The sequence below is a fragment of the Thermococcus sp. genome, assembly GCF_015521605.1.
Classification (GTDB): Archaea; Methanobacteriota_B; Thermococci; order Thermococcales; family Thermococcaceae; genus Thermococcus.
Window position 1 is genome coordinate 51,655 of sequence record NZ_WANV01000016.1, and the last position, 21,223, is coordinate 72,877.

Consider the following 21,223-nt stretch of genomic DNA (forward strand, 5'->3'; position numbering starts at 1 on the left):
TAAATACATATCGAAAAGTTCGAAGCTAAAACTCATTGAAGGGACTTCAGAACCTCAAGAACCTCCTCAAACGGGGCATCGGTTTTAACGGCCATCGGGGAGAAGTGCGTTCTCGTGGCACGGTAGCCCCTTTCACGGAGCGCCTCGATAATCCCCGCGAGCTTTCCGACCTGAAGGTTGTTCCTCCTCGCGAGGGCGTGGGTGTCGTAGTGGAAGGGGATGTCCAGCTCTCCCGCGAGTGTCTCCAAGAATGGGAGCGTCTTTCTGTGGGAGAGGGGATGAGCACCGGCCAGGTTCAGCATCTCGTCAACGAATTCCTGGGTCTTGAGGGGGCCGAGCCACAGTGGGCCGTAGGCCGAAGGCTTTTCCGGAAGAAATGTCGTTTCATACTCAAAACGGCCGTTGGCGTCCTGCCGGAGGTAGCCGAGGTTTGAGAGGCTCTCATCGGCCTTTCTCGCACCGCTTTTTAGCCTGAGAAAGGCGCGGAAGTAGTGGTCGCGGTAGTAGGCGAGGAGAACCTCGACGCCGAGGTCGTACTTGGCGGCGTACCTGACAACGGTCGCGATGAGGATCCTCAACCCGGCCTCGTGGCAGAGCTCGCCCCTTATCGGCTCGGCGAGGTACTTCCTGCGGCAGGCGTGCCTGTAGGCGCCGCAGAGAACCCCCGTGTCGGTGGCGGTGACCGCCAAAACGCCCCTCCTCTTCACGCTCCTCAAAGCCGTGTCCAGGAACTCAACAGGAGAACCAAAGGGGTCGAGGTCAAGGAAGTCGAAGTGGCGGAACTTCTCGGCCATGAGCCTGTTGGCGTCGTCTAGGTTGGCCACGACCCTCTTCTCACCCTCGAAGGCCACACGCTTCTCGCCGAGAGGCTTACCCTCAAGACCGAGGTTCAGCCGGACGTTCTTCAGGATCAGGTTGAAGGCGTCGGGGTTTATGTCGTTGAGCCAGACCTCCTCGGCCGGAGTTTCGAGGGCGTAGCGGATGCCCCTGATTCCTGTGGCAGAGAGGGCGTCAAGAACAGTCCCCGGTTTGAGCACTCCGAGGGCTAAGACGCTTATGTCCCTGTTTAAGGCCATTATGGGGTTGTAGAAGACGGGGGCGTCGTATATTCTCTCCGCCTTCGGAACAAGGATTTTTGAAAGCCCCTCGCGCACCTCCACGAACTCCATTCTCTCACCGGAGAAAGAAAAGGTTGGGAGGTTTAAAGGGTTGCGCTCAGAGAATCTCGACGTAGTCACCAAGCGCCTGGCCGGGCAGGCCGGGTTTGAAGTAGGCCTTCACCTCACCCCTATTGCCGTGCGTCCTGAGGATTTTGCCGTACATCTTCCTGCCTGTCGGGGTCGTCCAGACGACCTTCCTGCCTATGAGCCTTGAAGCTGCGTTCCTGTCGTCGATGCCGAGGGGCTTCAGAATCATGTGATGGTTGTCCTGGTGTTCGTGAGTCCCGGCGTAGGCAAGGACGAGAGCCTTTCCCCTGGCCATCGTCCTCACCTCCACCGATTCCGGGGTTGTGTGGGAGACTTTTAAGGTTTATCCTCAAAGCTCGCCAGCCCGTCGTCTATGCTTAGGATCTCTCTTATGTTTTTGATCTTGATGAAGTTTTCCCTATCAAACAGCAGGGCAACATCGCTCTTGTACGGGGAAAACTTCTGGACAAAGAGTGTGTTCTCGTCCAGAACATACGTGAATCTGCTGGGACTGTCGTCGACCCATACAAACGGCTCCTCAGGATAAAGCTCCCGCAGTGTCTCAAACTTTTTGAGCATATCTCTCGTGCCCTTAAAGGTTATCACCTCGTCAAACTCGTCATACCAGTTCGTCTTTTTCATGAAGATGACCTTCCCCCCGGGATACGTATGCTCTCCAGAAAAGCTTATCACACGTCGTCCCCGCCTTCTGAGCTCCCTGATGACCTTTCTGGCGAAGGGAAAGTCTTTGATGTACCGGGGCATGAGCTTGTAGTACTCGTGTATCGTGCCCTGGGCAACGAGCTCGTGGATGACTCCAAGGTACTGGTAGGTGAGCTTGCCCTTGATGAAGAGGAAAAGCGCCTTGTAATAGTCCTCGTACAGATCGCTCTCTATCACCGCGGGGATTGTCTTCTCGATCGCGATTCTGAGGGCCTTCTCGACCGCCCCCGTACTGTCCACGAGGGTGCCGTCAAAATCGAACAGGTACACGGTCACTTTGTATCCCCACAGGAATTTCTTCGGGGGGTTTATATCCCTTCCGAGCCGGTGCTGAGAACACCGTTCCCGAAAGGGTTTTATTGGAGGTGGGATTACAGAGAGCGGGTGGTTGCCAGATGAGGATTAAAAGGCTCCAGGAATTCATCGCGGAAAAGGAACTTGATGCGGCTCTGATAACCGGAAGGGAAAACCTCTTCTACTTCACCGGAAGCTCTCCCGTTCTCGGAGGTTACCTCGTTGTTACCGCTGATGATGCCCTGTTCATAGTCCCTGAACTCGAATACGAGGAGGCTAGGGAGACATCGAAGGTTCCCGTGGACAAATTCAAGACTGGTAGTGAACTCTACGAAAAGCTCAAGGGGTTCAATCCCGCAAGGCTTGGCATCGAAGGCAAGACCAGCTTCTCCACCGTCCAGAATCTCCGGGAAAAGGTAGGGGTGGAGGACTTCTTCGTGGTTGACGACGTCATCAAAGAACTCAGGATCATCAAGACGCCCGAAGAGATTGACGTGATAAAGGCCGCCTGCGAGATAGCGGACATGGCCATGATGGCGGCGCTTGAGGAGATAAGTGAGGGTAAGCGTGAGAGGGAGATAGCGGCCCAGATGGAGTACATCATGAAGATGAACGGCGCCGAGAAGCCGGCTTTCGATACGATAATAGCGAGCGGATGGCGCTCTGCCTTGCCCCATGGGGTTGCCAGCGATAAGAGGATAGAGAAGGGCGATCTAGTCGTCATCGACGAGGGGGCGCTTTACAGACACTACCACTCTGACACCACCAGGACTATAGTCGTGGGCAGCCCCAACGAGAAGCAGAAGGACATCTACTACGCAGTCCTTGAGGCCCAGAGAAAGGGGGTCGAGGCCGCCAGACCTGGCGTGACGGCAAAGGAGCTCGACACCATAGTCAGGGACGTCATTAAGGAATACGGCTACGGCGACCACTTCATACACTCCACCGGGCACGGCGTCGGCCTGCAGATACACGAGTGGCCCCGCGTGAGCCAGCAGGACGATACGGAGCTCAAGCCCGGAATGGTGATAACCATCGAGCCAGGCATCTACATCCCCAAATTCGGCGGGGTGAGGATAGAGGACACCGTCCTCATCACAGAGAACGGTGCAGTGAGGCTCACAAAGACCGAGAGGGAGCTCATTTAATCCCCTCTAACAACATTTTAAAGGCCATCGGCTAACTTTTCTCGGGGGTGGGAGAGTGCAGATAATTCACCAGGACGTCAAGGAGGGCAAGATAAAGGTCAAGGCAGAGACGCTCGACGACCTGTGGCACCTGTATCACATCATAGACCCGGGGGATACCGTCTATGCAAAGACCCTCAGAAAGCAGAGCCAGAGGAGCGATTCCCTGAGGGCAGAGAAGGTCGAGGTCATTCCCGTTTTCCTCGGAGTCAGGGCGGAGAAGATAAACTTCCACAAATTTGCCAACCAGGTACGCGTTACCGGGCCGATAGTCTACGCCAGCAGGGACGACGTCCCCCTTGGCAAGTACCATACCATAGCGATAGAGGAGGGCACGGTGGTCACCATCCAGAAGCCCCGCTGGAAGGAGCACCACATTGAAAGGTTAAAGGAGGCCGTCGAAGCCTCCAAGAGGGCGCGCGTGATGATAGTCGTCATAGACGACGGCGAGGCGGACATGGCGATAATCAGGGAGTACGGCGTCGAGATTCTGAAGGGCATACGCTACAACCTCGGCGGGAAGAGGTACAGCACCAACCGCGAGAGCGAGGAGAAGAAGTTCTTCCACGATGTGGCGAAGAGCATGGAGGAGATAATCAGTCGTGAGGGCATAGAGAGGGCAATAGTGGCCGGCCCCGGCTTCGTCAAGGAGGACTTCTACAAGTTCCTGCGCGAGAACTACCCGGAGCTGGCCAAAAAGGTGGTCATCGAGGACACGAGTGTGACCGGAAGAACCGGCATCTACGAGGTCATCAAGCGCGGAACGGTTGACAAGGTCTACCACGAGAACCGCGTCGCCAAGGAGGTTCAGCTCGTCGAGAAGGTGCTTGAAAACGTTGCCAGGAACAACGGCCTGGCCGCTTACGGTCTCAGAGAGGTCGAAGAGGCCGTCAATTACGGTGCGGTTGAGACGCTCCTAGTTCTTGACGAGCTCCTGAAGGGAGAGCACAGGGAGAAAATCGAGGAGCTCATGGACGCGGTTCGCTACTCCCGCGGCGAGGTGGTCGTGGTAAGCTCGGAACACGAGGGTGGAGACAAGCTGAGAGCCCTGGGCGGCCTGGCGGCACTGCTGAGGTTCAGGGTGAAGTGAGTCCCTTACCGTACAGCCCCACGTAGGGGTCGCTCTTAAACGTCGGAAACGCCCTTTCTTCTCCGTTTTCGATTAAAACCCTCTTTTTATCCGCCGTAAACTCACCGATCTCGAAGGCAGGGATTCCATTTTTCTGTAATTCTGTAATTAGCGAATTAGATTTTTCTGGCGGCACTATGGCTATCAGCGTGCCTGTCGAGGAAACGCTCCAGGGCTCAATGCCGTAGAAGTCAAGGACTCTCCCCACCACCGGGTCGAGCCAGAGCTTCTCGGCGTGGACTGTAAACCCGAGCCCGGAGTTATCTGCTATCTCGTGGAGGGCTGTTAGACCCCCCTCGGTGGCGTCGTGCATGCCCCTCACGAAGGGTCTGGCCGCGAGGGCCTCTGGGACGACGGTTTCGAACCTGAACGACCTCCTGAGCCTGGATATTTCCCTGAAGCTCAGAAGCTTCCTCAGTTCTTTCTCGCGGAAATATGCCGCCGAGACCGCAAACTCAAGGCCGACTTTTCCCGTAACCACTATCCTATCTCCCGGCTCTGCCAGGGGTATCCTCAGGTCCCCTTTTCTCACAATCCCAAAGGCAGTCGTTGTCGCCGTCGGTTCGGAGACCGACGGATACACCCCGGTGTGGCCCCCAATTATCGAGCTCCCGTACTTCCTGCATTCGGTGTTCAGGTCGCGCATCGTCTTTTCTAGAAAGCCAACCTCCCGCCCCGGGGGAAGGAGTATATCAACAACGAGCCACCTCGGCCTGGCCCCGAAAACGGCGACGTCGCTCGCCGCGAAGTGGTACGCAAAGAACCCGAAGGTCTCACCGGGGACGCCCAGAACGGGGTCTGTGGCGACTACCAGGTAGTGCTCGTGGTCGTATTCAAGGACAGCGGCGTCAAAACCTTCCCTGGGTCCGTAAACTATCCTTACATCCTCCACCCCAAGATTGGAAAACACAACGTCCCTCAGGACGTCGTTCCTCAGCTTTCCAAGGGGGAGCTTCATCCCCTACCCTCCACCAGTCTCGAAATGATCTCCCTTGCCTCACCCAGAGTTTCCTCATCGCAGTCCCAGCACATTATTTCAAAGCTTGGGACGCGGACACTCATGCGAACCTTCCTCCGACGGGCGAGTTTGCTTATCTCGTAGTTTACCCTGTAGGCAAGATCCATGAGCTCCGGGGTGACAGTCCTTTCCCGATCTATATACTGGAGCGGGCAGCCCTCGCGCCACTGCTTTCTTCTCGCGTGCTCGTACATGCGGTAGGGCTTTATTCCGGCCTCTTCCGCGAGTGCCTCAACTTCCTCGGCGGTGTACTTTATGAGGGGCCTGAAGAAAGGAACCCCTATCCTCGGAATTCCGCACAGTCTTATGTCACCCTCACACTGGTCCAGCAGGGCCCCGATGATTTTGTCGTTGGCGTTGTCGCCTTTAGCTAAGACGTCAAAGCCGTTGTTGAGGGCGAACCACCTGGCGTTCCAGAGCATGACCTTCTTGCAGTTGATGCATATCGGCCCCTTTCTCCCCACCGCTTCGCGCAGAAGGCCGTCGGTTACGTCCACCAGGAAGTGTTCGACTCCGAGCCTTTTGGTGAACCCCATCGCCCAGTTGAGGGTTTCCCTCCAGCTCCAGCGGTGAAAGAAAGTGAGGGCTGAAACGTCCAGGCCGGCTTCCTTCAGCAGGTATAATGCGAGCGAACTGTCCTTTCCGCCGGAAAAGAGAACGAGGATTCGTCTCTCATAGAGACCCCTCTCCTCCGAGAACTCTCTGATGTCCTCGATGACCCTCTCGATCATGGGGAAAAGTAACCGGGGAGGCTTAAAAATCTAAGCCTCAGACGTTGACCTTGCCGACCCACTGCTCGGCGAGATCACCGAAGAACGGGAACTTGTAGCGCTCGCCCTGGTAGGCCTTGACCATTCCCACTATCCACAGGACGAATCCCAGAAGCCCGAGGAGCCATGAGATCAAACCGCCGATGAAGGGAATGAACCTGAAGACCATCTGGAGCACCCAAATGCTGATGAAGGTTATGGTCGACTGCATCGCGTGGAAACGGACGAAATCGCTCTCCTTCTCGAGCAACAGGAAGATTATTCCCGTCAGGGCGCCGATGAGATAGGCGAGCAGTCCCTCGATGTTCTCGTCCATCCCCAGGGAAGTCTTCTTGGGTTCACTGGGTGGAATTTCCTCCATATAAACACACCTCCGAAACTCAATTAATTGTATTTTGTCCAACTCCTTAAATACCTTTCCAAAGTTTAAGATGTCCCTCCTGGGGCAAAACGAAAGTTCTCTGAACCGGAAACTTTCTGATTTCGAACCCCTGAGTTTTGTTAGGCTCACCAAAGCTTTTTAAGGTTGTCGAGGGATTGGAATATCGAATTAGGAGAGCCTAACGGTGATGCTCATGGTTGTACCTTTAAGCAGTATGAGCCCCGGTGAGAAGGGAATCGTCGTCAATATCCTCGGCGGACACAGCGCCCGGCAGAGGCTGGTCTCCATGGGCCTAACCCCCGGGGCAACGATTCAGGTGCTCGAATTCCACCCCACGGGACCAATAATAATCTCCGTCGGTGGTGTGAGGTTTGCCATAGGTAAGGGACTCGCGAGCAAAGTCCTGGTGAGGAAGCTCTGAGGTGTCCCCCCATGATGAAAGTCGTTGCACTCGCAGGAAACCCCAACGTGGGAAAAACCACGATCTTCAATTCGCTGACTGGGATGCGGCAGCACGTGGGCAACTGGCCCGGAGTGACCGTGGAAAAAAAGGAAGGCATACTGGAATACGGGGGAGAGAAGTTCCTGGTGGTTGACCTGCCCGGAATATACTCTCTCACCGCGCACTCAGTTGACGAGCTGGTTGCCAGGGATTTCCTCCTTAAGGGGAGCGCCGACGTGGTTGTTAACGTCGTTGACGCCACCGCACTGATGAGGAACCTCTTCCTAACGATGGAGATACTTGAGATGGGGCTGAAGAACGTCATCATCGCCCTGAACAAGACCGACCTCGCCGAGAAGAGGGGAATCGAGATAAATGTGAAAAAGATGGAGGAGCTCCTCGGGGTTCCTGTTGTACCCCTGAACGCAAAGGAAGGGGTGGGTCTGGACCGGCTCAAGGAGGGCATCCACAGAATAGCCGCGGGGGAGCTCCGGACAAATCCGGCTGTGCCGAGATACGACCCGGAGGTCGAGAGGGAAATTGAGCACATAACCACTGTTCTCAGGGATACGAAACTGGCCGACCATTACAACCTCCGCTGGCTGGCGGTGAAGCTCCTTCAGAGGGACGACGGCGTCATAAAGCTCGTTCTCCGCCATCTCGGAAAGGAGAAACTCGATGAGATTATGGGGCATATATCTGAGGTCGAGGAGAGGTACAAGAGAGCGATGGACCTCATAATAGCCAGCCAGAAGTACGAGTTCATAGACGCCCTCATGCACAGGTTCGTCAGGTACTCCCACGAAGGGGGCGAGACCTTCAGCGATCAGCTGGACAGGTTCCTTACCCATCCGGTCTACGGTCTCTTCGCACTGTTTGGGATGTTCTACGTTATTTTCAAATTCGTCTTTGCAATTGGACTGCCCCTCCAGGGGATGCTGGACGAAGGCTTCGTGGCCTTTGGCCAGTGGCTGGCGCCCCATATTGCCAACGAAGCACTGCGAGGCCTGATAGTCGATGGAATAATAGCGGGCGTTGGGTCCGTCCTCAGCTTTTTCCCACTCGTTTTCCTGCTGTTCCTCTCCATGTCCATCCTGGAGGACGTCGGATACATGGCGAGAGCGGCAGTGGTTATGGAGCGCATCATGAGGAAGTTCGGCCTTCCCGGGAAGAGCTTCATACCTCTGGTGCTCGCCTTTGGCTGCAACGTTCCCGCGGTCATGTCAACGAGGACCCTCGACGACGAGAGGGACAGGATAGTCACCATGCTGGTCAACCCCCTAATTCCATGCAGCGCCAGGCTGAGCGTCATAAGCTTCCTTGCCGGGGCATTCTTTGCGAGCAACCAGGCGCTCGTGGCGGTGAGCATATACGCGGTTGCCATACTTCTGGCACTGCTGGTAGCGTGGCTCCTGAGCAGGTTCGTGGTGAAAGGCGAGGAGAGTCCATTCATAATCGAACTGCCGGAGTACCTGATACCATCGTGGAAGACAGTAACGCTCCACTCGTGGGAGAGGAGCAAGGAATTCATCAAGAAAGCCGGAACGATCATCCTGCTCGGCTCGATTGCCATCTGGTACCTCAGTGCCTACCCTGTTGAAATAGGAACGGGAGGAAGCTACGCGGAGAGGCTGGGAACCCTCTTTGAACCGTACATGAGGCTCATGGGGCTGGACTGGAAGGCGGCTGTTAGCCTGCTCTTTGGAATCATAGCCAAGGAGAACGTCATCTCAACCTACGGCATAATCTATGGCAGCACCGACGAGATAGTAAATGCCATGACTCCCCTCCAGGCGTTCGTGCTGGCGCTCGTCACGACACTCTATATACCGTGCATAGCAACGATAGGGGCCATAAGAGCCGAGAGCAACTGGAAATGGGCGGCCTTTACCGTTGTCTACATGATAGCCCTGGCGAGCATCGTGGGCATTTTAGTCTGGAACGTTGGAACGACTTTGGGGTACTGAGGTGGGGAGATGCTCGAGAGGATACTCGAACTCATAAAAGCCGGAAAAAGCATCGACGAGATATCCCAGGAGCTCTCAATGCCCCAAGAGGAGGTGGAGGGGGCCCTGAAAATCCTGGAGAGCCTGGGCTACATCGAGCGGGTCGAGTCCGGGAGCTCGGCCTGCGAGAGCTGCCCCCTCAGCAGTGTCTGCCCAGGTTCGTGTTTCAGGTTCAAAGGAAAGGTGTACACCGTGGCGGACTTCAGGATTAATGGACAGAAATGAACTCCCCGTCCTTCCAGTTCATCGTTGGGCATATTTAATGGCCGTAAAATATATAAGTTTCCCCCCGGAATGTTAAATGGTGATACCATGAAAGCTGTTATTCTTGCTGGCGGTTTTGGGACCAGGTTAAGGCCGCTCTCATCGACCAGACCAAAGCCCATGATCCCAGTTCTTGGAAAACCCAACCTCCAGTACCTCCTTGAGAGCCTGGAGAAGATACCGGAAATCGATGAGGTTATCCTCTCGGTTCACTACATGCGCGGTGAGATAAGGGAGTTCATAGACGAGAGGATGGCCGACTATCCCAAGGACATCAAGTTCGTCAACGACCCCATGCCCCTTGAGACCGGCGGCGCCCTCAAAAACGTTGAGGAGTACGTGAGCGATGACTTCCTGGTTATCTACGGAGACGTATTCACGAACTTCAACTTCGAGGAGCTGATAGATGCCCACAAGAAAAACGACGGCATGATAACCGTCGCCGTGACCAAGGTGTATGACCCCGAAAAGTACGGAGTCGTCGAGGTGGACGAGGAGAACAGGGTAACCCACTTCGAAGAGAAGCCCAAGAGACCCAAGACGAACCTCGTTGATGCGGGAATATACGTCGTCAACAGGAAAGTGCTTGAGGCCATACCCCGCGGGAAGGAGGTCTATTTCGAGAGGGAGGTACTGCCCAAGTTCGTGAGCCAGGGTGCCGTTTATGCCCACAAGATACCCCGTGAATTCTACTGGATTGACCTTGGAACCCCCGACGACCTCTTCTATGCCCACCAGCTTGCCATGGACGAGATAACCAAACAGAACGGCTACTACACAATAGCCGAGGGGGCCGAAGTTCCCGAGGACGTGGAGATCCAGGGGCCGGCATACATAGACGAGGGGGCCAAGATAGGGCGCGGTGTCAAGATAAAGGCCTACACCTACATCGGTCCGAACACTGTGGTTGAGGAGAAGGCATACCTCAAGCGTGCCATACTTATCGGCAGCGACATCGTCAAAGAGCGCGCCGAGATAAAGGACAGCATCCTCGGTGAGGGTGTCGTCGTTGGAAAGAACGTCATCCTCAAGGAGAACGCCGTCGTCGGCGACTACGCGAGGATATACGACAACCTGGTCATCTACGGGGCAAAGATACTCCCCTGGAAGAAGGTCGAGGAGTACGAGGCGTATCTCAAGATAAAGCTCGACCCGACGAAGGTCAGACCCGGCGTCACTCCCGAACGCTGTCCGCTCGGCCTGCCCGAGTGTATCTACACCAAGTTCAAGGCCATAGCCGGAGAAAAGCCGCCCTGCGACGAGTGTATAGAGAACCAGTGGCTCTTCTGAGTCCTTTTTCCTATTTCCTCAACTTAACAACTGCGCTTTTATCCTCGACCCGCTTGGTTGTGAAAAGGTCAGGGATAACATCCGGCCATACATCCCGATACGGGAAGTGGGATGGATGGTTTTCCCTTAATTTTTCTGCCTTCTTGGGGCTTTGAAGTCCCGTCGCAGAGATCAATCAGTACCTTATCCTCGGGTTGTACTCCAGGAGCATGAGCCCGTTTTTGAATATCCTTATAGTGCCGCTCTCCGAGAGTGTTATAGCTATCGCTTTGGTGAGCCGTGTTATTCCTGCCGCAGCTATGTGCCTGCTCCCAAGGCCCGGGGGAAGCATGAGGTCTATCACCTTCGGCTCGACCTCAAGGTACCTCCCCGCGGCGGCTATTCTGCCGTCGTCCCTAACTATAAAGGCCCCGTCGAGCTGGGCGAACTCCTTTATTATTTCCTTGCTGTTCCTGTCAAGGACGTTTACCCTGTGTCCCTTGAAGGGGTTGGGTATGAGCTGATGGGAGTGCCTGAGAACCCGCCTTGTGTCTCCTATGACGAAGATTGTTCCAACGGGAACGCCTTCCCTGCCCTCGATGCTCAGTTCTATCGTTATCTCAAGAAGCCTCTGGAGGACGTTCTGGTTCTGGGCAAAGAAGCCCCTCATGGCAGATATGCTCTTTTTAACGGTCTTAATCCCTATCAGCTCGGGGGTAACGTAAACGAAGGAGTCACCTTCCCTGAGTATATCATGCTCAAGGAGAAACGCAGAAATCAGGTTGAGAACGTTGTTTATGTCGAGGTTCTGGGGAATCGAGACCCTCTTCACTCTCTCGCTCTCCACGTCAAAGGATGAGCTAACGATAACAACGGTGACGTCCACATCGGGGACGCTCTCGGGTTCAATATCTTCCAGGATAACGAGGGCCTTGCCATTGAGTGCCCTCACAACATCTACTGCACTATTTATCAGAACATCGGGAACCTCCTTGCCCATATCCACCAACCATTAACAAAATAACTCCGGCGGGTATAAAAACCTACCGTCCTTAGAAAATGTTAAAACATAACCCGCCGTAGGCTTTTTGGTGTGAGGGATGAGGATAGTCGTCGCAATCACCGGCGCGAGCGGTTCCATCTACGGTCTTCGACTGGTGCAGGTTCTCGGGGAGCTTGGCCACGAGGTCATCACGATAGCCTCCAGAACGGGCCTCGCCGTTATGAGACACGAGACTGGGGTGGATTTTCGGCCGGACTACACGGAGGAAGACCTCTTCGCCCCCGTGGCCTCGGGCTCAAATCCCTTCGATGCCATGGTCATAGCGCCGTGCTCAATGAAGACCCTCTCCGCAATAGCCAACGGATACGCCGACAACCTGATAGCGAGAACGGCCGACGTGGCACTTAAAGAGCGCAGAAAACTAATCCTGCTCGTCAGAGAAACGCCGTTGAACTTGATACATCTCCAAAACATGGTAAGGGTTACACAAGCTGGGGGGATAATTATGCCAGCTTCCCCAGGATTTTACACAAAGCCCAAAACTTTGGACGATATGGTAAACTTTATAATTGGAAAAATCTTAGACCTTCTTGGTATTGAGAACGAGATATACCCTCGATGGAGGAGTTAACATGGTCCAGCTCGATGACCTTGATAGAGCTATCCTCCGCATTCTGAAGGAGGATGCGAGGTTAACCATTTCGGAAATCGCCGATAGGCTAAACCGGCCCGAGTCTACAATCCATTTCAGGATTAAAAAGCTCCAGGAGCGAAACATAATCGATAAATACACCATCGTTCTGGGGGAGAGCCTCCAGCCGAAGAGCCTCGCCATAGTTTACATCCAGGCAGAGACACCTATAATCGAGGACTTCCTTGAGAGGTACATCCGCCACATAATGAAGACGCTCTCACTGCTCCCCAACGTCCTGGCCGTTGCTAGGAGCGGAAAGGACGGAGTAGTAGCGCTCATCGGTGAAGATACCCCAGAAAAGCTCAACCGCTTCGTTGACGAGACAATCAGGGTTCTTCCAACGCTCAAGAGGGTCGACGTCTTTGTGCTGGATGAGTTCAGCAAGGGCGACGGTCTCGTGGGCTTCCTCGTGGGTGTTTGAATGGAGATCGAGGTTAAGTTCCGCGTCGACTTCGAAAGGGTCAAAAGGGCGATAGAATCCATCGGAGCTAGGTTCGTGAGGGAAGAGATACAGGAGGATGTTTACCTCTCCGTCCCCCTTCCCGAACTTCTCAGGGTAAGGCGGATAAGCAACCTCAACCGCTCCTTTCTCACATACAAGCGCATAGCAGACCCCGGCAGGAATGAGGAGTTCGACGAGATAGAGGTCGAGGTCTCCGATTTTGAGAAAACCCTTCAGATCCTGAAGCGCCTCGGCTTTGAGGAGGACGTGTGGGTCAGGAAGCGACGCCTGGTGTACCGCCTGGACGGGGTTACCTTTGAACTTAGCGAGGTCGAAGGCCTTGGAGCGTTTCTTGACATTGAGGTCATTTCCGACGACGTGGATGAAGCGAAGCGGAAAATCTGGGAGATGGCAGGGAGAATGGGGCTGAGTGAGGACGACGTTGAGCCCAGGCTCTATCAGGAGCTCCTTAAAGAACTTGAGAAAAGGAAATGACGCTCAGCGAGCCGTCGCGACTATCTTGATTATGTCATTGAACTCCAGCTCGTAGTCTTCTCCAACGCGCCTGTGGGTTCTCGCGTTGACCGCATAGAGGAATGTCCTTCCAAGGTCCGTGTGCACCTTGTAGGCCAGGTCGCGGGGCGTTGAACCCTTTGGAAGCAGATGAACGTGGGGTAGAACGTTGCCGAACTGGTCCGTGAGCTTGTGCTCGTCCTCCACAGGATAAACGGGAACCAGGTTGAGCAGCTCAAAGGTCACCCTGTTTATAACCTCCTGAACTCCGGTGGAGCCGAAGCGGTCGAGAACCTTCTCCTTTATCAGCTGGAGGGCCTTTTCCTGCTTGGGGCTCATGGGCTTTAGGATCTTGAAGTCACTCGAACCGGGGATGTAGTCTATGAACCCTGCCTTCGCTGCCTTCCTCAGCGTCAGCTCGGCGGCGGCACTCGTCGGAACAACTATGTAGCCCTTGCTCCTCCCCTTCCGTATCAGGCGCTCTATCTGGGCATCGGCGGCCGCATCCGCCTTGTTGGCGGCTATGATTATGGGCTTGTTCACCCTCCTCAGCTCGCGGATGAAGGCGAAGAGATCCTCATCGCTCCATTTTGTCGGGTCGTTGTCGAGGCCGAGCTTGTGTATCGCTTCAAAGGCGTCCTCTTCAGTGACCCCTATTCCCGTCAGCTGGTCGGCTATGGCCTGGGCAAGTTTGAGGTGCTGGAGCTTAATGCGTTTTGCAAACTTCTCCCAGTTCTTCCTCAGGATGCCGTATATCCAGTAGTCTATCTCCCTTTCAAGAAACTCTATGTCCTCAACCGGGTCGTGGTGGTCGGTGGGCTGTCCCTCTGCGTCAGTCTTTCCGGTGGCGTCAACGACGTGTATCAGGGCGGAGGCCATCCTCAGGTCATCGAGGAACTTGTTGCCTAGTCCCCTCCCCTCATGGGCGCCCGGGACGAGACCGGCAACGTCTATCATCTTTATCGGGATCAGTGCCTTTCCGTCCCTGTACTCGTAGTTCTGGGGGTTCGGCGTGCAGCCGAGTTCCCTGCAGGGATGCTCCGCTATGGCGTAGGTAACACCGACGTTAGCGTTTATCGTCGTGAAGGGGTAATTGGCGATCTGGACATCAACAAGCGTCGCCGCCGAAAAAAAGGTCGACTTCCCAACGTTTGGCTTTCCAACGACACCTATCTCCATACTCACCACCGGGTTAAATTCGCGGGAGGGTTTTAAGGGGTTGCGGTTTCCGAAAACTATAATTCACCAACCGCCCTATTTCTTTTGGGTGAAGCTCATGGGAGTTCTATCCAACATCGATGATCCCTCTTGCCCCGGGGTGGGATGGTAAAATGACCGGCGACTCCGATGTCCCCAAGATAACCGTCATCGCCTATTCAAAGGATAAGTTCATCAGTATGAAGGTCTCCAGCGTAAAGGAAGCCATAACAATTGAAGGTTACGATGTCATCTGGATGAACGTTGACACGCCGTCCCTAGTTCCCGAGGTGATGGACGCCCTGGGGATTCACGAGCGCTCGATGAAGACCCTCAGGAGGGCAGGTTCCCGTGCCAGGGTATTCGTGTTTCCGGACTACCTGTTCCTCCTTCTCCATCAGGTGTACGAGATAGAGGGCGGGTTGAAGAGGGAGAGGATAGGGCTTCTGCTGAAGGGCAACCTGGTGGTGACAGTTCAGGAGAGGCCGGGCGATGTTTTTGACCAGATCAGGGAAAGCATCCGTGAGGGTGAGGGCCTTCTGCGGGATCGGGGGCCAGATTACCTGCTGTTCGCTCTCCTTGAGGCGATAGTGGAAAACTACGTGCCGATAATCGAGCGCATAAGCTCCAGAATGGAAGAGCTTGAGGCGCAGATACTCTCAAGGGGTGATGAAAGCGTTCTCCGGAGGATACACGGCCTCAGAAGGGAGATACTCTTCATGAGGCGCACAGTCTTTCCCCTGCTTGAGGCCTTCAGGAGGCTCCAGCTTGAGGGAAAGGAGTTCTTTGAGTGGGAAACCCGGAGCTGCATTGAAGAGCTCCACGACCACGTTCTTGAGGTTCTGGAGATACTCGAAGGCCAGCGCGAGCTCGCCAACAGCCTAGTCGAGCTTTATTACTCGACCATCTCGATGAAGACCAACGACATAATCAGAATCCTCACTGTGGTCTCGACAATATTCATCCCGCTGACCTTCATAACCGGCCTCTACGGGATGAACTTCCGATACATGCCCGAACTTTACTGGAGATACGGCTATCCCCTTGTTCTCCTGCTGATGCTTGCCATAGCCCTCGGGATGCTCATCTACTTCAGGAAAAAGAGGTGGATTTAGAAATCCTCAATGCCGAGGGCGAGCCTCACCGCCTTCTCGGCTATCACGTCGAGGGGGTCGATCAGGGGCACGGTTAGATCCCCGGGCCTCAGTGCAACGCTGACCTCGGTGCAGCCGGCTATTATCCCGTCAACCCGGAGCTGAAGCCTCTCTGCCACCCCAAGGAGAAGCCTCCTCCCGAGCTCCAGGTTTCCGGCCTTCACGCCATCGTATATCGCCTTCATGACGAGTTCCTGGTCTTCTTCATCGGGAACTGCGATTCCTATTCCCCTCCTCAGGAGGGAACGGTGGTACACCAGGCCCTTTATCGTGCCGTCGGTCGCGAGGAGGCCGACTTTTTTGAGGCCCATCCCGGCTATCCTCTCGGCGGTTGCATCCACCATGCTGACGAGGGGAACCTTTATCGCCCTCCGGATGTCTTCAGCAAAGAAGTGTGCCGTGTTGCAGGGCATTATTATAAAATCTGCTCCCCAGCTTTCGAGCTTTCTGGCACCCTCGACCAGGGCCGGCCGTGGGTCTTCCCCCTTCCCGAGAATGAAGGCCGTTCTGTCTGGAATTTTGGGGTCGTTGTATATGATTATCCTCGGATGCTCCTGGTCTCTCTTTGCGGGCGTTTTCTCAACTATCCTTCTGAAGAGCTCCGCCGTTGCCAGCGGGCCCATCCCGCCGAGAATGCCTATGACCCGCTCCATCCTCCCTCCTCCAGCCAAACGGAATCATCGCCGTAGTAGTTCAGCTTCACCACAAATAGCCGGAAGGGCTCATCGCGTTCGTTGACCACCCAGTGCACTGTTTTCGGCTTTACGAGGAATATGTCCCCGGGCTTTGCGAGATACTCATTATCGCCGATGCCGAGCCTTGCCTCGCCGCTTATTATGTAGAACAGCTCGTACTGGTGGATGTGATAGTGCTTTTTGACTGTCTGTCCCGCTTTAACCTCGACTATCTGGGCGTAAGAGCCTTCCGGCAGTTCGCCCTCGAAGAGCGGGAGCTTTCGATAAGTTCCCCGGTCGATGAGGTTTTTGATCTCGGCTTTCATCCCGCATCCCCCGGGGTAGATAGCCCCCAGAGTTGAAAAGCTTTATCCTTTCGACCCCCATCGAAACACTCAAAAGACTTTTATATCAAGATGCAGAGACACGAGTGAACAAATAGAAACGGTGGTGACCATGGAAGCACTGGAAAAAGCCCTCCGATGGGCGGAGGAGAACCTGAAAGCGGACTACATAGAGCTCCGCTACGAGAACCTGAGAAAAACAACCCTAGCCCTCAAAGACGGCGTTTTTACCAGCTTTACAGGGAAGCTGAACAGGGGTGTTGCCATCAGGGTTCTGGCCGACGGGGCATGGGGGTTCGCCTCGACGAGCGACCTCTCAAACCTTGAGAGGAAAATCGAGGAAGCCTATAAGCTGGCCAAAGCTGCCGCCGAGACCAAGAAGGAGAAAATAGAGCTGGCCGAGATAAAGCCGGTCGAGGACTTCGTGAAGAGCAGGATGAGGGTCAAGCCGAGGGACGTTGACATAGAGGAGAAGGTCAAACACCTCCGGGAGCTTGAGAGGCTTTTGAAGGAAGATGGGGCCGTTAAGAGCGTCCAGATTCGCTACGAGGACGGAAGCGGCGAAAAGATACTCCTCACCAACGAGGGGACGAGGATAGAGTGGGACTACAACTACCTCTACCAGGGAACCTACGTCACCGGAAAGGCCGACGGAAAGCTGGCCATGGCCAGGGACAGCATCGGGGCCGTTGACTACGGCTGGGAGCTCATGACCGACCACGAGCCGAACGAGAAGGTGACCGAGAGGCTCCTCAGGAAGATGCACAGCCAGCTCAAGGGCGTTGCGCCAAAGCGCGGCGAGTGGCCGATTGTAGCTGGCCCGATAGTCGTCGGCATCATCGCCCACGAGGCACTCGGCCACCTCGCGGAGGCTGACCTGACGATAAACTCGCCCTTCAAGGACCTCATCGGCAAGCAGATCGCACCGGAATACGTCACGATGAGCGAGCGCCACGTTGAAGGTGGCTTTGGAAACGACCGCTATGATGATGAGGGCGTCCCTGTAAGGGACATACGCATCATCGAGAACGGCATCCTGAAGGAGATAATGCTCAACCGCGAGTACGCCCACAAGTGGGGCATGACTCCAAACGGACACGCGAGGGCTGAAAGCTACCGCTACCCGCCGATAATCAGGATGAGGAACACTGTCTTCGAGCCCGGTGACCACTCCTTCGAGGAGCTCATAGAGGACATCAAGTTCGGCTACTACGTCGTTGACTTCAGGGGAGGCCAGGCCCAGCTCAACAGCGCCTTCCAGGTCGGCGTGCAGGAGGGCTACGTCATCAGGAACGGCGAGATAGCCGAGCCGATAAGGGACACGTCCATTACCGGGGTTGCCATAGAGGCGCTGAAGAAGATAAGCGCCGTTGGAAAGGACTTCGGTCTTGAGGTCGGCTTCTGTGGAAAGGGACAGACGGCCTTCGTCAGCTCGGGCGGCCCGCACATGCGCTTTGACGGAGGAATCCTCATCGGGTGAGGTGGTGAAGATGGAGGAACTCATAAGGTACGGCGAGAAGTTTTTCGATGAGCTGGAGATTGCCCTTTACCGCTCCAAGGACGTCAGCGCAAGCGTCGAGCTCAACGAGATTTCAATGGCCTCCACGAGGAGCGGCGCGGTAACGATAATCCGCGGGATCAAGGACAAGCGCCTCGGTTTGGCCATAGTCGACAGCGACGAACCCGGGAAGATTAGGGAGGCGATAGAGCAGGCGGCAAAGATGGCCAGACTCAATTCCCCGGACGAGAAATGGGTCTCCCTGCCGGAGCCGGGGAAGTACAGGGAGAAGCCAAGGCCCAACCACGAGCTGAAGGAGGCCTCCCCCGATAGACTCGTCGAGATGCTCGTTCATGGAATAAAGCTCGCCCGCGAGAAGGACGAGAACGTCATCGTGGCAGGCGGCGAGGGCGGTGTTTCCTGGGAGGAGAGACACATACTCAACTCCCACGGGATAGACGTCTTCCAGGAGGGCGGGGCCGCGTTCCTGTTCCTGGAACTGGTCGGCAGGAAGGGCGATGTCGTAACGCCGGGAATCTTCGACTTCGACGCGCGCAGGGACTTAAACCTCGACGTCGAAGGAGTCGTGGAGAGGGCAGTCCAGAAGGTCAAGTGGGCGTACAGCGTCAAGGGGAGCAAGAACGAGGAAGTGCCAGTGATCCTCGGCCCCTGGGCGATAGCGGGCCTCTTCAGCTATGCCCTCTTCCCGGCCTTCAGCGGTGAGAGGCTCGTCAAGGAAACGACACCTCTGGCAGGGAAGGTCGGAGAAAAGATAGCCAGCGACGTGCTCACGATGTACGATGACCCGTTCCATCCCCTCGCCATTGAGCCGGTTATAGCGGACGGTGAAGGGGTGCCGACGAGGAAGAACGTCCTCATCGAGAACGGGACATTCAAGGGCTTCGTCTGGGACAACTACTGGGGCAAAGTTTACGGCACCGAGAGCACCGGGAACGGGAAGAGGGATCCCAGAACCGGTGGAATAAACATCGGGTTCCACAGCATGGTCATTGAGAACGGCAAGCGCTCGCTGGAGGACATGATCTCCGAAATCGAACATGGCTACTTCGTGGACGGCTTCCAGGGTGCGCATTCAAGCAACCCCGACAACGGAAACTTCGCGGTGACTGCAAACCCTGCCTTCCTCATCGAGGACGGGGAGGTCAAGGGCGCGAGCGTCTTTCTCATAGCCGGCAACGTCTACGAACTGCTGAAGAGCGCCACCGAGGTAACCAAGGAGCAGACCGTAATGCCCTTCATGACCACTATCATAACGCCCTTCATCAAGTTCGAGAACGTGAAGATAGCGGGGAAGTGACTACCCTTTCTCTATCCATTTTTCTATCGGAATAGGGTGAATAACACGGTCCGCGACTTCCAGCTTCCCCTCTGGATATCTTTCCCAAGTGACGACCGTCAATTCCTCAATTCCTGTCTCTGCAGATGCTTCAATGAGTGCCGACAGCTCCCTTTCCCTGTTCTCAGGATGGAGTTTCCACGAGACCTGTATCAGCTCCTCTCCGGGGATTATGAAGTCAACCTCCCTGCCACTTCCGGTTACGTAGAAGAAGATGTCCTCGTTTGGCCTGAGGCCGCGTTTGAGGAGCTCGGTGAATACGAGGTTCTCCAAGAGTCTCCCGCGGTCACTAACTCCGAGAACCTTGAGAAGACCGTTGTCAACGAAGTACGGCTTGAATCCAAGGAGTTCTTTCTTCTTTTCGGACTTCACGTGCGCCCTGAGCGGGAACACTACCAAAGCGTCGCTTAGGTACTCAACGTAATTGGCCAGTGTTGGCTTTCCGACCGCTATGCCAAAGCTCTTCATAGTGGAGTGTAGCTTGGTTACCGAGGTGTGGCTTGACGAGGCCAGGAGCTTGAAGAGGAAGCGGAGGGCCCTAAGGTTGTCAACGCGCCACCTCTCAACGATGTCGCGGTAAATAGTGACGTCAAGTATCTCCCGCAGAATCTCGCGCCTGAGCTCCGGCTGGAAGACCACCTCTGGATAGGAGCCCCATTCGAGGCAGTCCCTAATGACTCCCATGAGCTTTCCCCTTGCCTCCAGCCCCAGGAGGGCTTTTTTAAGGTTCTTGACCCCCAACACCTCGGAGAGCGAGAAGGGATAGAGGTTCACCGTTATAGCTCTCCCCCTCAGGACGGTCGCTATCTCCTTTGAGAGGAGCTTTGAGGAGGAACCCGTCAGGATTACTCTATGACCCATGTCGAGGGCGTACCTGACGAAACGCTCCCAGCCATCAACCACTTGGACTTCATCGAGCAGGAAAAGGAGTTTCTCGCCTTTGGGGACGGAGGTCAGGGAGTGGTAGATCCTCAGCATTTCCATTAGGTCCTCGGCGGTTGCCCCAACGAGGCGCGGATCCTCGAAGTTTACGTAGAGGCTTCTCCTTCTCTCAGGATCGAGTTCGTCCCACAGCTGGAAGAGGAAGAACGTCTTCCCAGCACGTCTCGGCCCGACAATGGCCAGGGCACGGCTCTTAGGGAGCTTAACCTCGACCTCTCGTTTGGTGTATTCCATCCTCAGCTCCAAATAGTCCGAAATTACTTCCTCCCAGGTTGCGCGTTCAATCATGTTTTACACATAAAACATTCTATTTAAAAAGATTGTTCTATGCAGAAAACATCACTCCACCTTAAAGTCTATCGCGATGTTGAACTGCCTCGGCGCGTAGGGGCGCACCTTTCTCCGGTCGATGAACTCCACAATGAGGCCAAGCTCCCTCGCCACTGCCTTTATCTTGGCCTCGTGCTCGGAGTAGAGGTCCTCCTCAGGGCCGAAACCGTAGTAGTGGATTACCCCTCCGAGCTTGACACTCAGCATCGCATCCCTCAAAAAGCGGTCGGCGAACTTGGGGAGGTTCATTATGACGCGGTCGGCCTTCACCCTTCCGGCGACCTTCTTCACATCTCCGAGGATGGGCACGACGTTGTTGGCCCTGTTAAGCCTGATGTTTTCCTCAAGGTAACGGACGGCCCAGGGGTTGATGTCGCAGGCGAATACGAGCTTTGCCTTCCTCG

23 protein-coding genes and 1 pseudogene are annotated in these 21,223 nt (G+C 55.3%); 12 read left to right on the forward strand and 12 right to left on the reverse strand.

Annotation, left to right across the window (positions count from 1 at the left end; genetic code table 11):
* Positions 1–32 precede the first annotated feature (32 nt).
* From F7C11_RS02775 to F7C11_RS02785, 3 genes are read right to left on the reverse strand one after another with little or no spacing between them, the layout of a single operon-like run.
* Positions 33–1,169, reverse strand: coding sequence for a tRNA (guanine(10)-N(2))-dimethyltransferase (locus tag F7C11_RS02775; protein WP_297090724.1), 1,137 nt, complete (start codon positions 1,167–1,169; stop codon positions 33–35).
* Between the two features lie 46 nt (positions 1,170–1,215).
* Positions 1,216–1,482 (reverse strand): 50S ribosomal protein L35ae, encoded by a 267-nt coding sequence (locus F7C11_RS02780; RefSeq protein WP_297090775.1) that lies wholly within the window; start codon positions 1,480–1,482, stop codon positions 1,216–1,218.
* Between the two features lie 41 nt (positions 1,483–1,523).
* Entirely contained in the window at positions 1,524–2,186 is a 663-nt protein-coding gene (locus F7C11_RS02785) for an HAD family hydrolase (RefSeq protein WP_297090726.1), read from the reverse strand.
* A 119-nt stretch (positions 2,187–2,305) separates the two neighbouring features.
* On the opposite strand from F7C11_RS02785, the gene pepQ reads away from it, so the two are divergent.
* Together pepQ and F7C11_RS02795 are read left to right on the forward strand one after the other, a co-directional pair.
* Positions 2,306–3,352, forward strand: coding sequence for a Xaa-Pro dipeptidase PepQ (gene pepQ / locus F7C11_RS02790; protein ID WP_297090728.1), 1,047 nt, complete (start codon positions 2,306–2,308; stop codon positions 3,350–3,352).
* A gap of 55 nt (positions 3,353–3,407) precedes the next feature.
* Complete coding sequence (locus F7C11_RS02795) at positions 3,408–4,481, forward strand: mRNA surveillance protein pelota (protein ID WP_297090730.1); 1,074 nt, start codon at positions 3,408–3,410, stop codon at positions 4,479–4,481.
* Here the strand turns inward: F7C11_RS02795 and F7C11_RS02800 are convergent.
* From F7C11_RS02800 to F7C11_RS02810, 3 genes are read right to left on the reverse strand one after another with little or no spacing between them, the layout of a single operon-like run.
* Entirely contained in the window at positions 4,468–5,478 is a 1,011-nt protein-coding gene (locus F7C11_RS02800; protein WP_297090732.1) for an AIR synthase family protein, read from the reverse strand. The genes F7C11_RS02795 and F7C11_RS02800 overlap by 14 nt on opposite strands.
* The gene (locus F7C11_RS02805; protein WP_297090734.1) at positions 5,475–6,269 is read right to left on the reverse strand and encodes a 7-cyano-7-deazaguanine synthase; all 795 of its coding nucleotides are present in this window, start codon (positions 6,267–6,269) and stop codon (positions 5,475–5,477) included. Before F7C11_RS02805 ends, F7C11_RS02800 begins: the two co-directional genes overlap by 4 nt.
* 37 nt (positions 6,270–6,306) lie before the next feature.
* Positions 6,307–6,669: a DUF4870 domain-containing protein gene (locus F7C11_RS02810; RefSeq protein WP_297090736.1), complete on the reverse strand. Its 363-nt coding sequence runs from the start codon at positions 6,667–6,669 to the stop codon at positions 6,307–6,309.
* A 214-nt stretch (positions 6,670–6,883) separates the two neighbouring features.
* Between F7C11_RS02810 and F7C11_RS02815 the strand changes: the two genes are divergently transcribed.
* The 4 genes from F7C11_RS02815 (at position 6,884) to F7C11_RS02830 (ending at position 10,692) form a co-directional block, all read left to right on the forward strand.
* The gene (locus F7C11_RS02815; RefSeq protein ID WP_297090777.1) at positions 6,884–7,111 is read left to right on the forward strand and encodes a FeoA family protein; all 228 of its coding nucleotides are present in this window, start codon (positions 6,884–6,886) and stop codon (positions 7,109–7,111) included.
* Positions 7,112–7,122: 11 nt separating this feature from the next.
* The gene (gene feoB / locus F7C11_RS02820; RefSeq protein WP_297090738.1) at positions 7,123–9,099 is read left to right on the forward strand and encodes a ferrous iron transport protein B; all 1,977 of its coding nucleotides are present in this window, start codon (positions 7,123–7,125) and stop codon (positions 9,097–9,099) included.
* A gap of 9 nt (positions 9,100–9,108) precedes the next feature.
* A complete protein-coding gene (locus F7C11_RS02825) occupies positions 9,109–9,363 on the forward strand; it encodes a FeoC-like transcriptional regulator (protein ID WP_297090740.1) in 255 nt (84 codons plus the stop codon).
* 87 nt (positions 9,364–9,450) lie between these two features.
* The gene (locus F7C11_RS02830; RefSeq protein ID WP_297090742.1) at positions 9,451–10,692 is read left to right on the forward strand and encodes an NDP-sugar synthase; all 1,242 of its coding nucleotides are present in this window, start codon (positions 9,451–9,453) and stop codon (positions 10,690–10,692) included.
* A 175-nt stretch (positions 10,693–10,867) separates the two neighbouring features.
* On the opposite strand, the gene F7C11_RS02835 is transcribed toward F7C11_RS02830, so the two are convergent.
* Positions 10,868–11,671, reverse strand: coding sequence for a diadenylate cyclase (locus F7C11_RS02835; protein WP_297090779.1), 804 nt, complete (start codon positions 11,669–11,671; stop codon positions 10,868–10,870).
* A 100-nt stretch (positions 11,672–11,771) separates the two neighbouring features.
* Between F7C11_RS02835 and F7C11_RS02840 the strand changes: the two genes are divergently transcribed.
* The 3 genes from F7C11_RS02840 to cyaB are packed head-to-tail and all read left to right on the forward strand — an operon-like array spanning position 11,772 to position 13,305.
* A complete protein-coding gene (locus F7C11_RS02840) occupies positions 11,772–12,305 on the forward strand; it encodes a UbiX family flavin prenyltransferase (protein WP_297090744.1) in 534 nt (177 codons plus the stop codon).
* Position 12,306: 1 nt separating this feature from the next.
* The gene (locus tag F7C11_RS02845; protein ID WP_297090747.1) at positions 12,307–12,789 is read left to right on the forward strand and encodes an Lrp/AsnC family transcriptional regulator; all 483 of its coding nucleotides are present in this window, start codon (positions 12,307–12,309) and stop codon (positions 12,787–12,789) included.
* Positions 12,790–13,305 carry a class IV adenylate cyclase gene (gene cyaB, locus F7C11_RS02850; RefSeq protein ID WP_297090748.1) on the forward strand — a complete coding sequence of 172 codons (516 nt, stop codon included), beginning with the start codon at positions 12,790–12,792 and terminating at the stop codon, positions 13,303–13,305. It begins immediately after the preceding gene.
* Positions 13,306–13,308: 3 nt separating this feature from the next.
* On the opposite strand, the gene F7C11_RS02855 is transcribed toward cyaB, so the two are convergent.
* Positions 13,309–14,502, reverse strand: coding sequence for a redox-regulated ATPase YchF (locus tag F7C11_RS02855; protein ID WP_297090781.1), 1,194 nt, complete (start codon positions 14,500–14,502; stop codon positions 13,309–13,311).
* 152 nt (positions 14,503–14,654) lie between these two features.
* On the opposite strand from F7C11_RS02855, the gene corA reads away from it, so the two are divergent.
* Complete coding sequence (corA, locus tag F7C11_RS02860; RefSeq protein ID WP_297090750.1) at positions 14,655–15,635, forward strand: magnesium/cobalt transporter CorA; 981 nt, start codon at positions 14,655–14,657, stop codon at positions 15,633–15,635.
* Here corA and F7C11_RS02865 read toward each other — a convergent pair.
* On the reverse strand, positions 15,632–16,327 hold the full coding sequence (locus F7C11_RS02865; protein ID WP_297090752.1) for an amino acid racemase: 696 nt from the start codon (positions 16,325–16,327) through the stop codon (positions 15,632–15,634). The two genes, corA and F7C11_RS02865, sit on opposite strands and share 4 nt — an antisense overlap.
* Complete coding sequence (locus F7C11_RS02870) at positions 16,312–16,674, reverse strand: cupin domain-containing protein (protein ID WP_297090754.1); 363 nt, start codon at positions 16,672–16,674, stop codon at positions 16,312–16,314. The genes F7C11_RS02865 and F7C11_RS02870 overlap by 16 nt, the downstream gene beginning before the upstream one ends.
* A gap of 130 nt (positions 16,675–16,804) precedes the next feature.
* Between F7C11_RS02870 and F7C11_RS02875 the strand changes: the two genes are divergently transcribed.
* Both F7C11_RS02875 and F7C11_RS02880 read left to right on the forward strand, forming a co-directional pair.
* Positions 16,805–18,172: a TldD/PmbA family protein gene (locus F7C11_RS02875; protein WP_297090756.1), complete on the forward strand. Its 1,368-nt coding sequence runs from the start codon at positions 16,805–16,807 to the stop codon at positions 18,170–18,172.
* A 10-nt stretch (positions 18,173–18,182) separates the two neighbouring features.
* Positions 18,183–19,508, forward strand: a complete 1,326-nt coding sequence (locus tag F7C11_RS02880; protein WP_297090783.1) for a TldD/PmbA family protein — start codon at positions 18,183–18,185, stop codon at positions 19,506–19,508.
* Here F7C11_RS02880 and F7C11_RS02885 read toward each other — a convergent pair whose 3' ends face one another.
* Positions 19,509–20,777: an ATP-binding protein gene (locus F7C11_RS02885; protein ID WP_297090758.1), complete on the reverse strand. Its 1,269-nt coding sequence runs from the start codon at positions 20,775–20,777 to the stop codon at positions 19,509–19,511.
* Positions 20,778–20,828: 51 nt separating this feature from the next.
* Positions 20,829–21,223, reverse strand: a pseudogene (locus F7C11_RS02890) (50S ribosomal protein L11 methyltransferase); the annotation flags it as partial.

Coding starts and splice junctions, on each gene's coding strand:
- F7C11_RS02885 (WP_297090758.1), bottom strand. CDS start 20,777: ATGATTGAACGCGCAACCTGGGAGGAAGTAATTTCGGACTATTTGGAG.
- F7C11_RS02830 (WP_297090742.1), top strand. CDS start 9,451: ATGAAAGCTGTTATTCTTGCTGGCGGTTTTGGGACCAGGTTAAGGCCG.
- F7C11_RS02875 (WP_297090756.1), top strand. CDS start 16,805: ATGGAAGCACTGGAAAAAGCCCTCCGATGGGCGGAGGAGAACCTGAAA.
- F7C11_RS02775 (WP_297090724.1), bottom strand. CDS start 1,169: ATGGAGTTCGTGGAGGTGCGCGAGGGGCTTTCAAAAATCCTTGTTCCG.
- F7C11_RS02845 (WP_297090747.1), top strand. CDS start 12,307: ATGGTCCAGCTCGATGACCTTGATAGAGCTATCCTCCGCATTCTGAAG.
- F7C11_RS02840 (WP_297090744.1), top strand. CDS start 11,772: ATGAGGATAGTCGTCGCAATCACCGGCGCGAGCGGTTCCATCTACGGT.
- F7C11_RS02880 (WP_297090783.1), top strand. CDS start 18,183: ATGGAGGAACTCATAAGGTACGGCGAGAAGTTTTTCGATGAGCTGGAG.
- F7C11_RS02810 (WP_297090736.1), bottom strand. CDS start 6,669: ATGGAGGAAATTCCACCCAGTGAACCCAAGAAGACTTCCCTGGGGATG.
- F7C11_RS02800 (WP_297090732.1), bottom strand. CDS start 5,478: ATGAAGCTCCCCCTTGGAAAGCTGAGGAACGACGTCCTGAGGGACGTT.
- F7C11_RS02825 (WP_297090740.1), top strand. CDS start 9,109: ATGCTCGAGAGGATACTCGAACTCATAAAAGCCGGAAAAAGCATCGAC.
- pepQ (WP_297090728.1), top strand. CDS start 2,306: ATGAGGATTAAAAGGCTCCAGGAATTCATCGCGGAAAAGGAACTTGAT.
- F7C11_RS02870 (WP_297090754.1), bottom strand. CDS start 16,674: ATGAAAGCCGAGATCAAAAACCTCATCGACCGGGGAACTTATCGAAAG.
- F7C11_RS02805 (WP_297090734.1), bottom strand. CDS start 6,269: ATGATCGAGAGGGTCATCGAGGACATCAGAGAGTTCTCGGAGGAGAGG.
- cyaB (WP_297090748.1), top strand. CDS start 12,790: ATGGAGATCGAGGTTAAGTTCCGCGTCGACTTCGAAAGGGTCAAAAGG.
- F7C11_RS02780 (WP_297090775.1), bottom strand. CDS start 1,482: ATGGCCAGGGGAAAGGCTCTCGTCCTTGCCTACGCCGGGACTCACGAA.
- F7C11_RS02815 (WP_297090777.1), top strand. CDS start 6,884: ATGGTTGTACCTTTAAGCAGTATGAGCCCCGGTGAGAAGGGAATCGTC.
- F7C11_RS02865 (WP_297090752.1), bottom strand. CDS start 16,327: ATGGAGCGGGTCATAGGCATTCTCGGCGGGATGGGCCCGCTGGCAACG.
- F7C11_RS02835 (WP_297090779.1), bottom strand. CDS start 11,671: ATGGGCAAGGAGGTTCCCGATGTTCTGATAAATAGTGCAGTAGATGTT.
- F7C11_RS02855 (WP_297090781.1), bottom strand. CDS start 14,502: ATGGAGATAGGTGTCGTTGGAAAGCCAAACGTTGGGAAGTCGACCTTT.
- corA (WP_297090750.1), top strand. CDS start 14,655: ATGACCGGCGACTCCGATGTCCCCAAGATAACCGTCATCGCCTATTCA.
- feoB (WP_297090738.1), top strand. CDS start 7,123: ATGATGAAAGTCGTTGCACTCGCAGGAAACCCCAACGTGGGAAAAACC.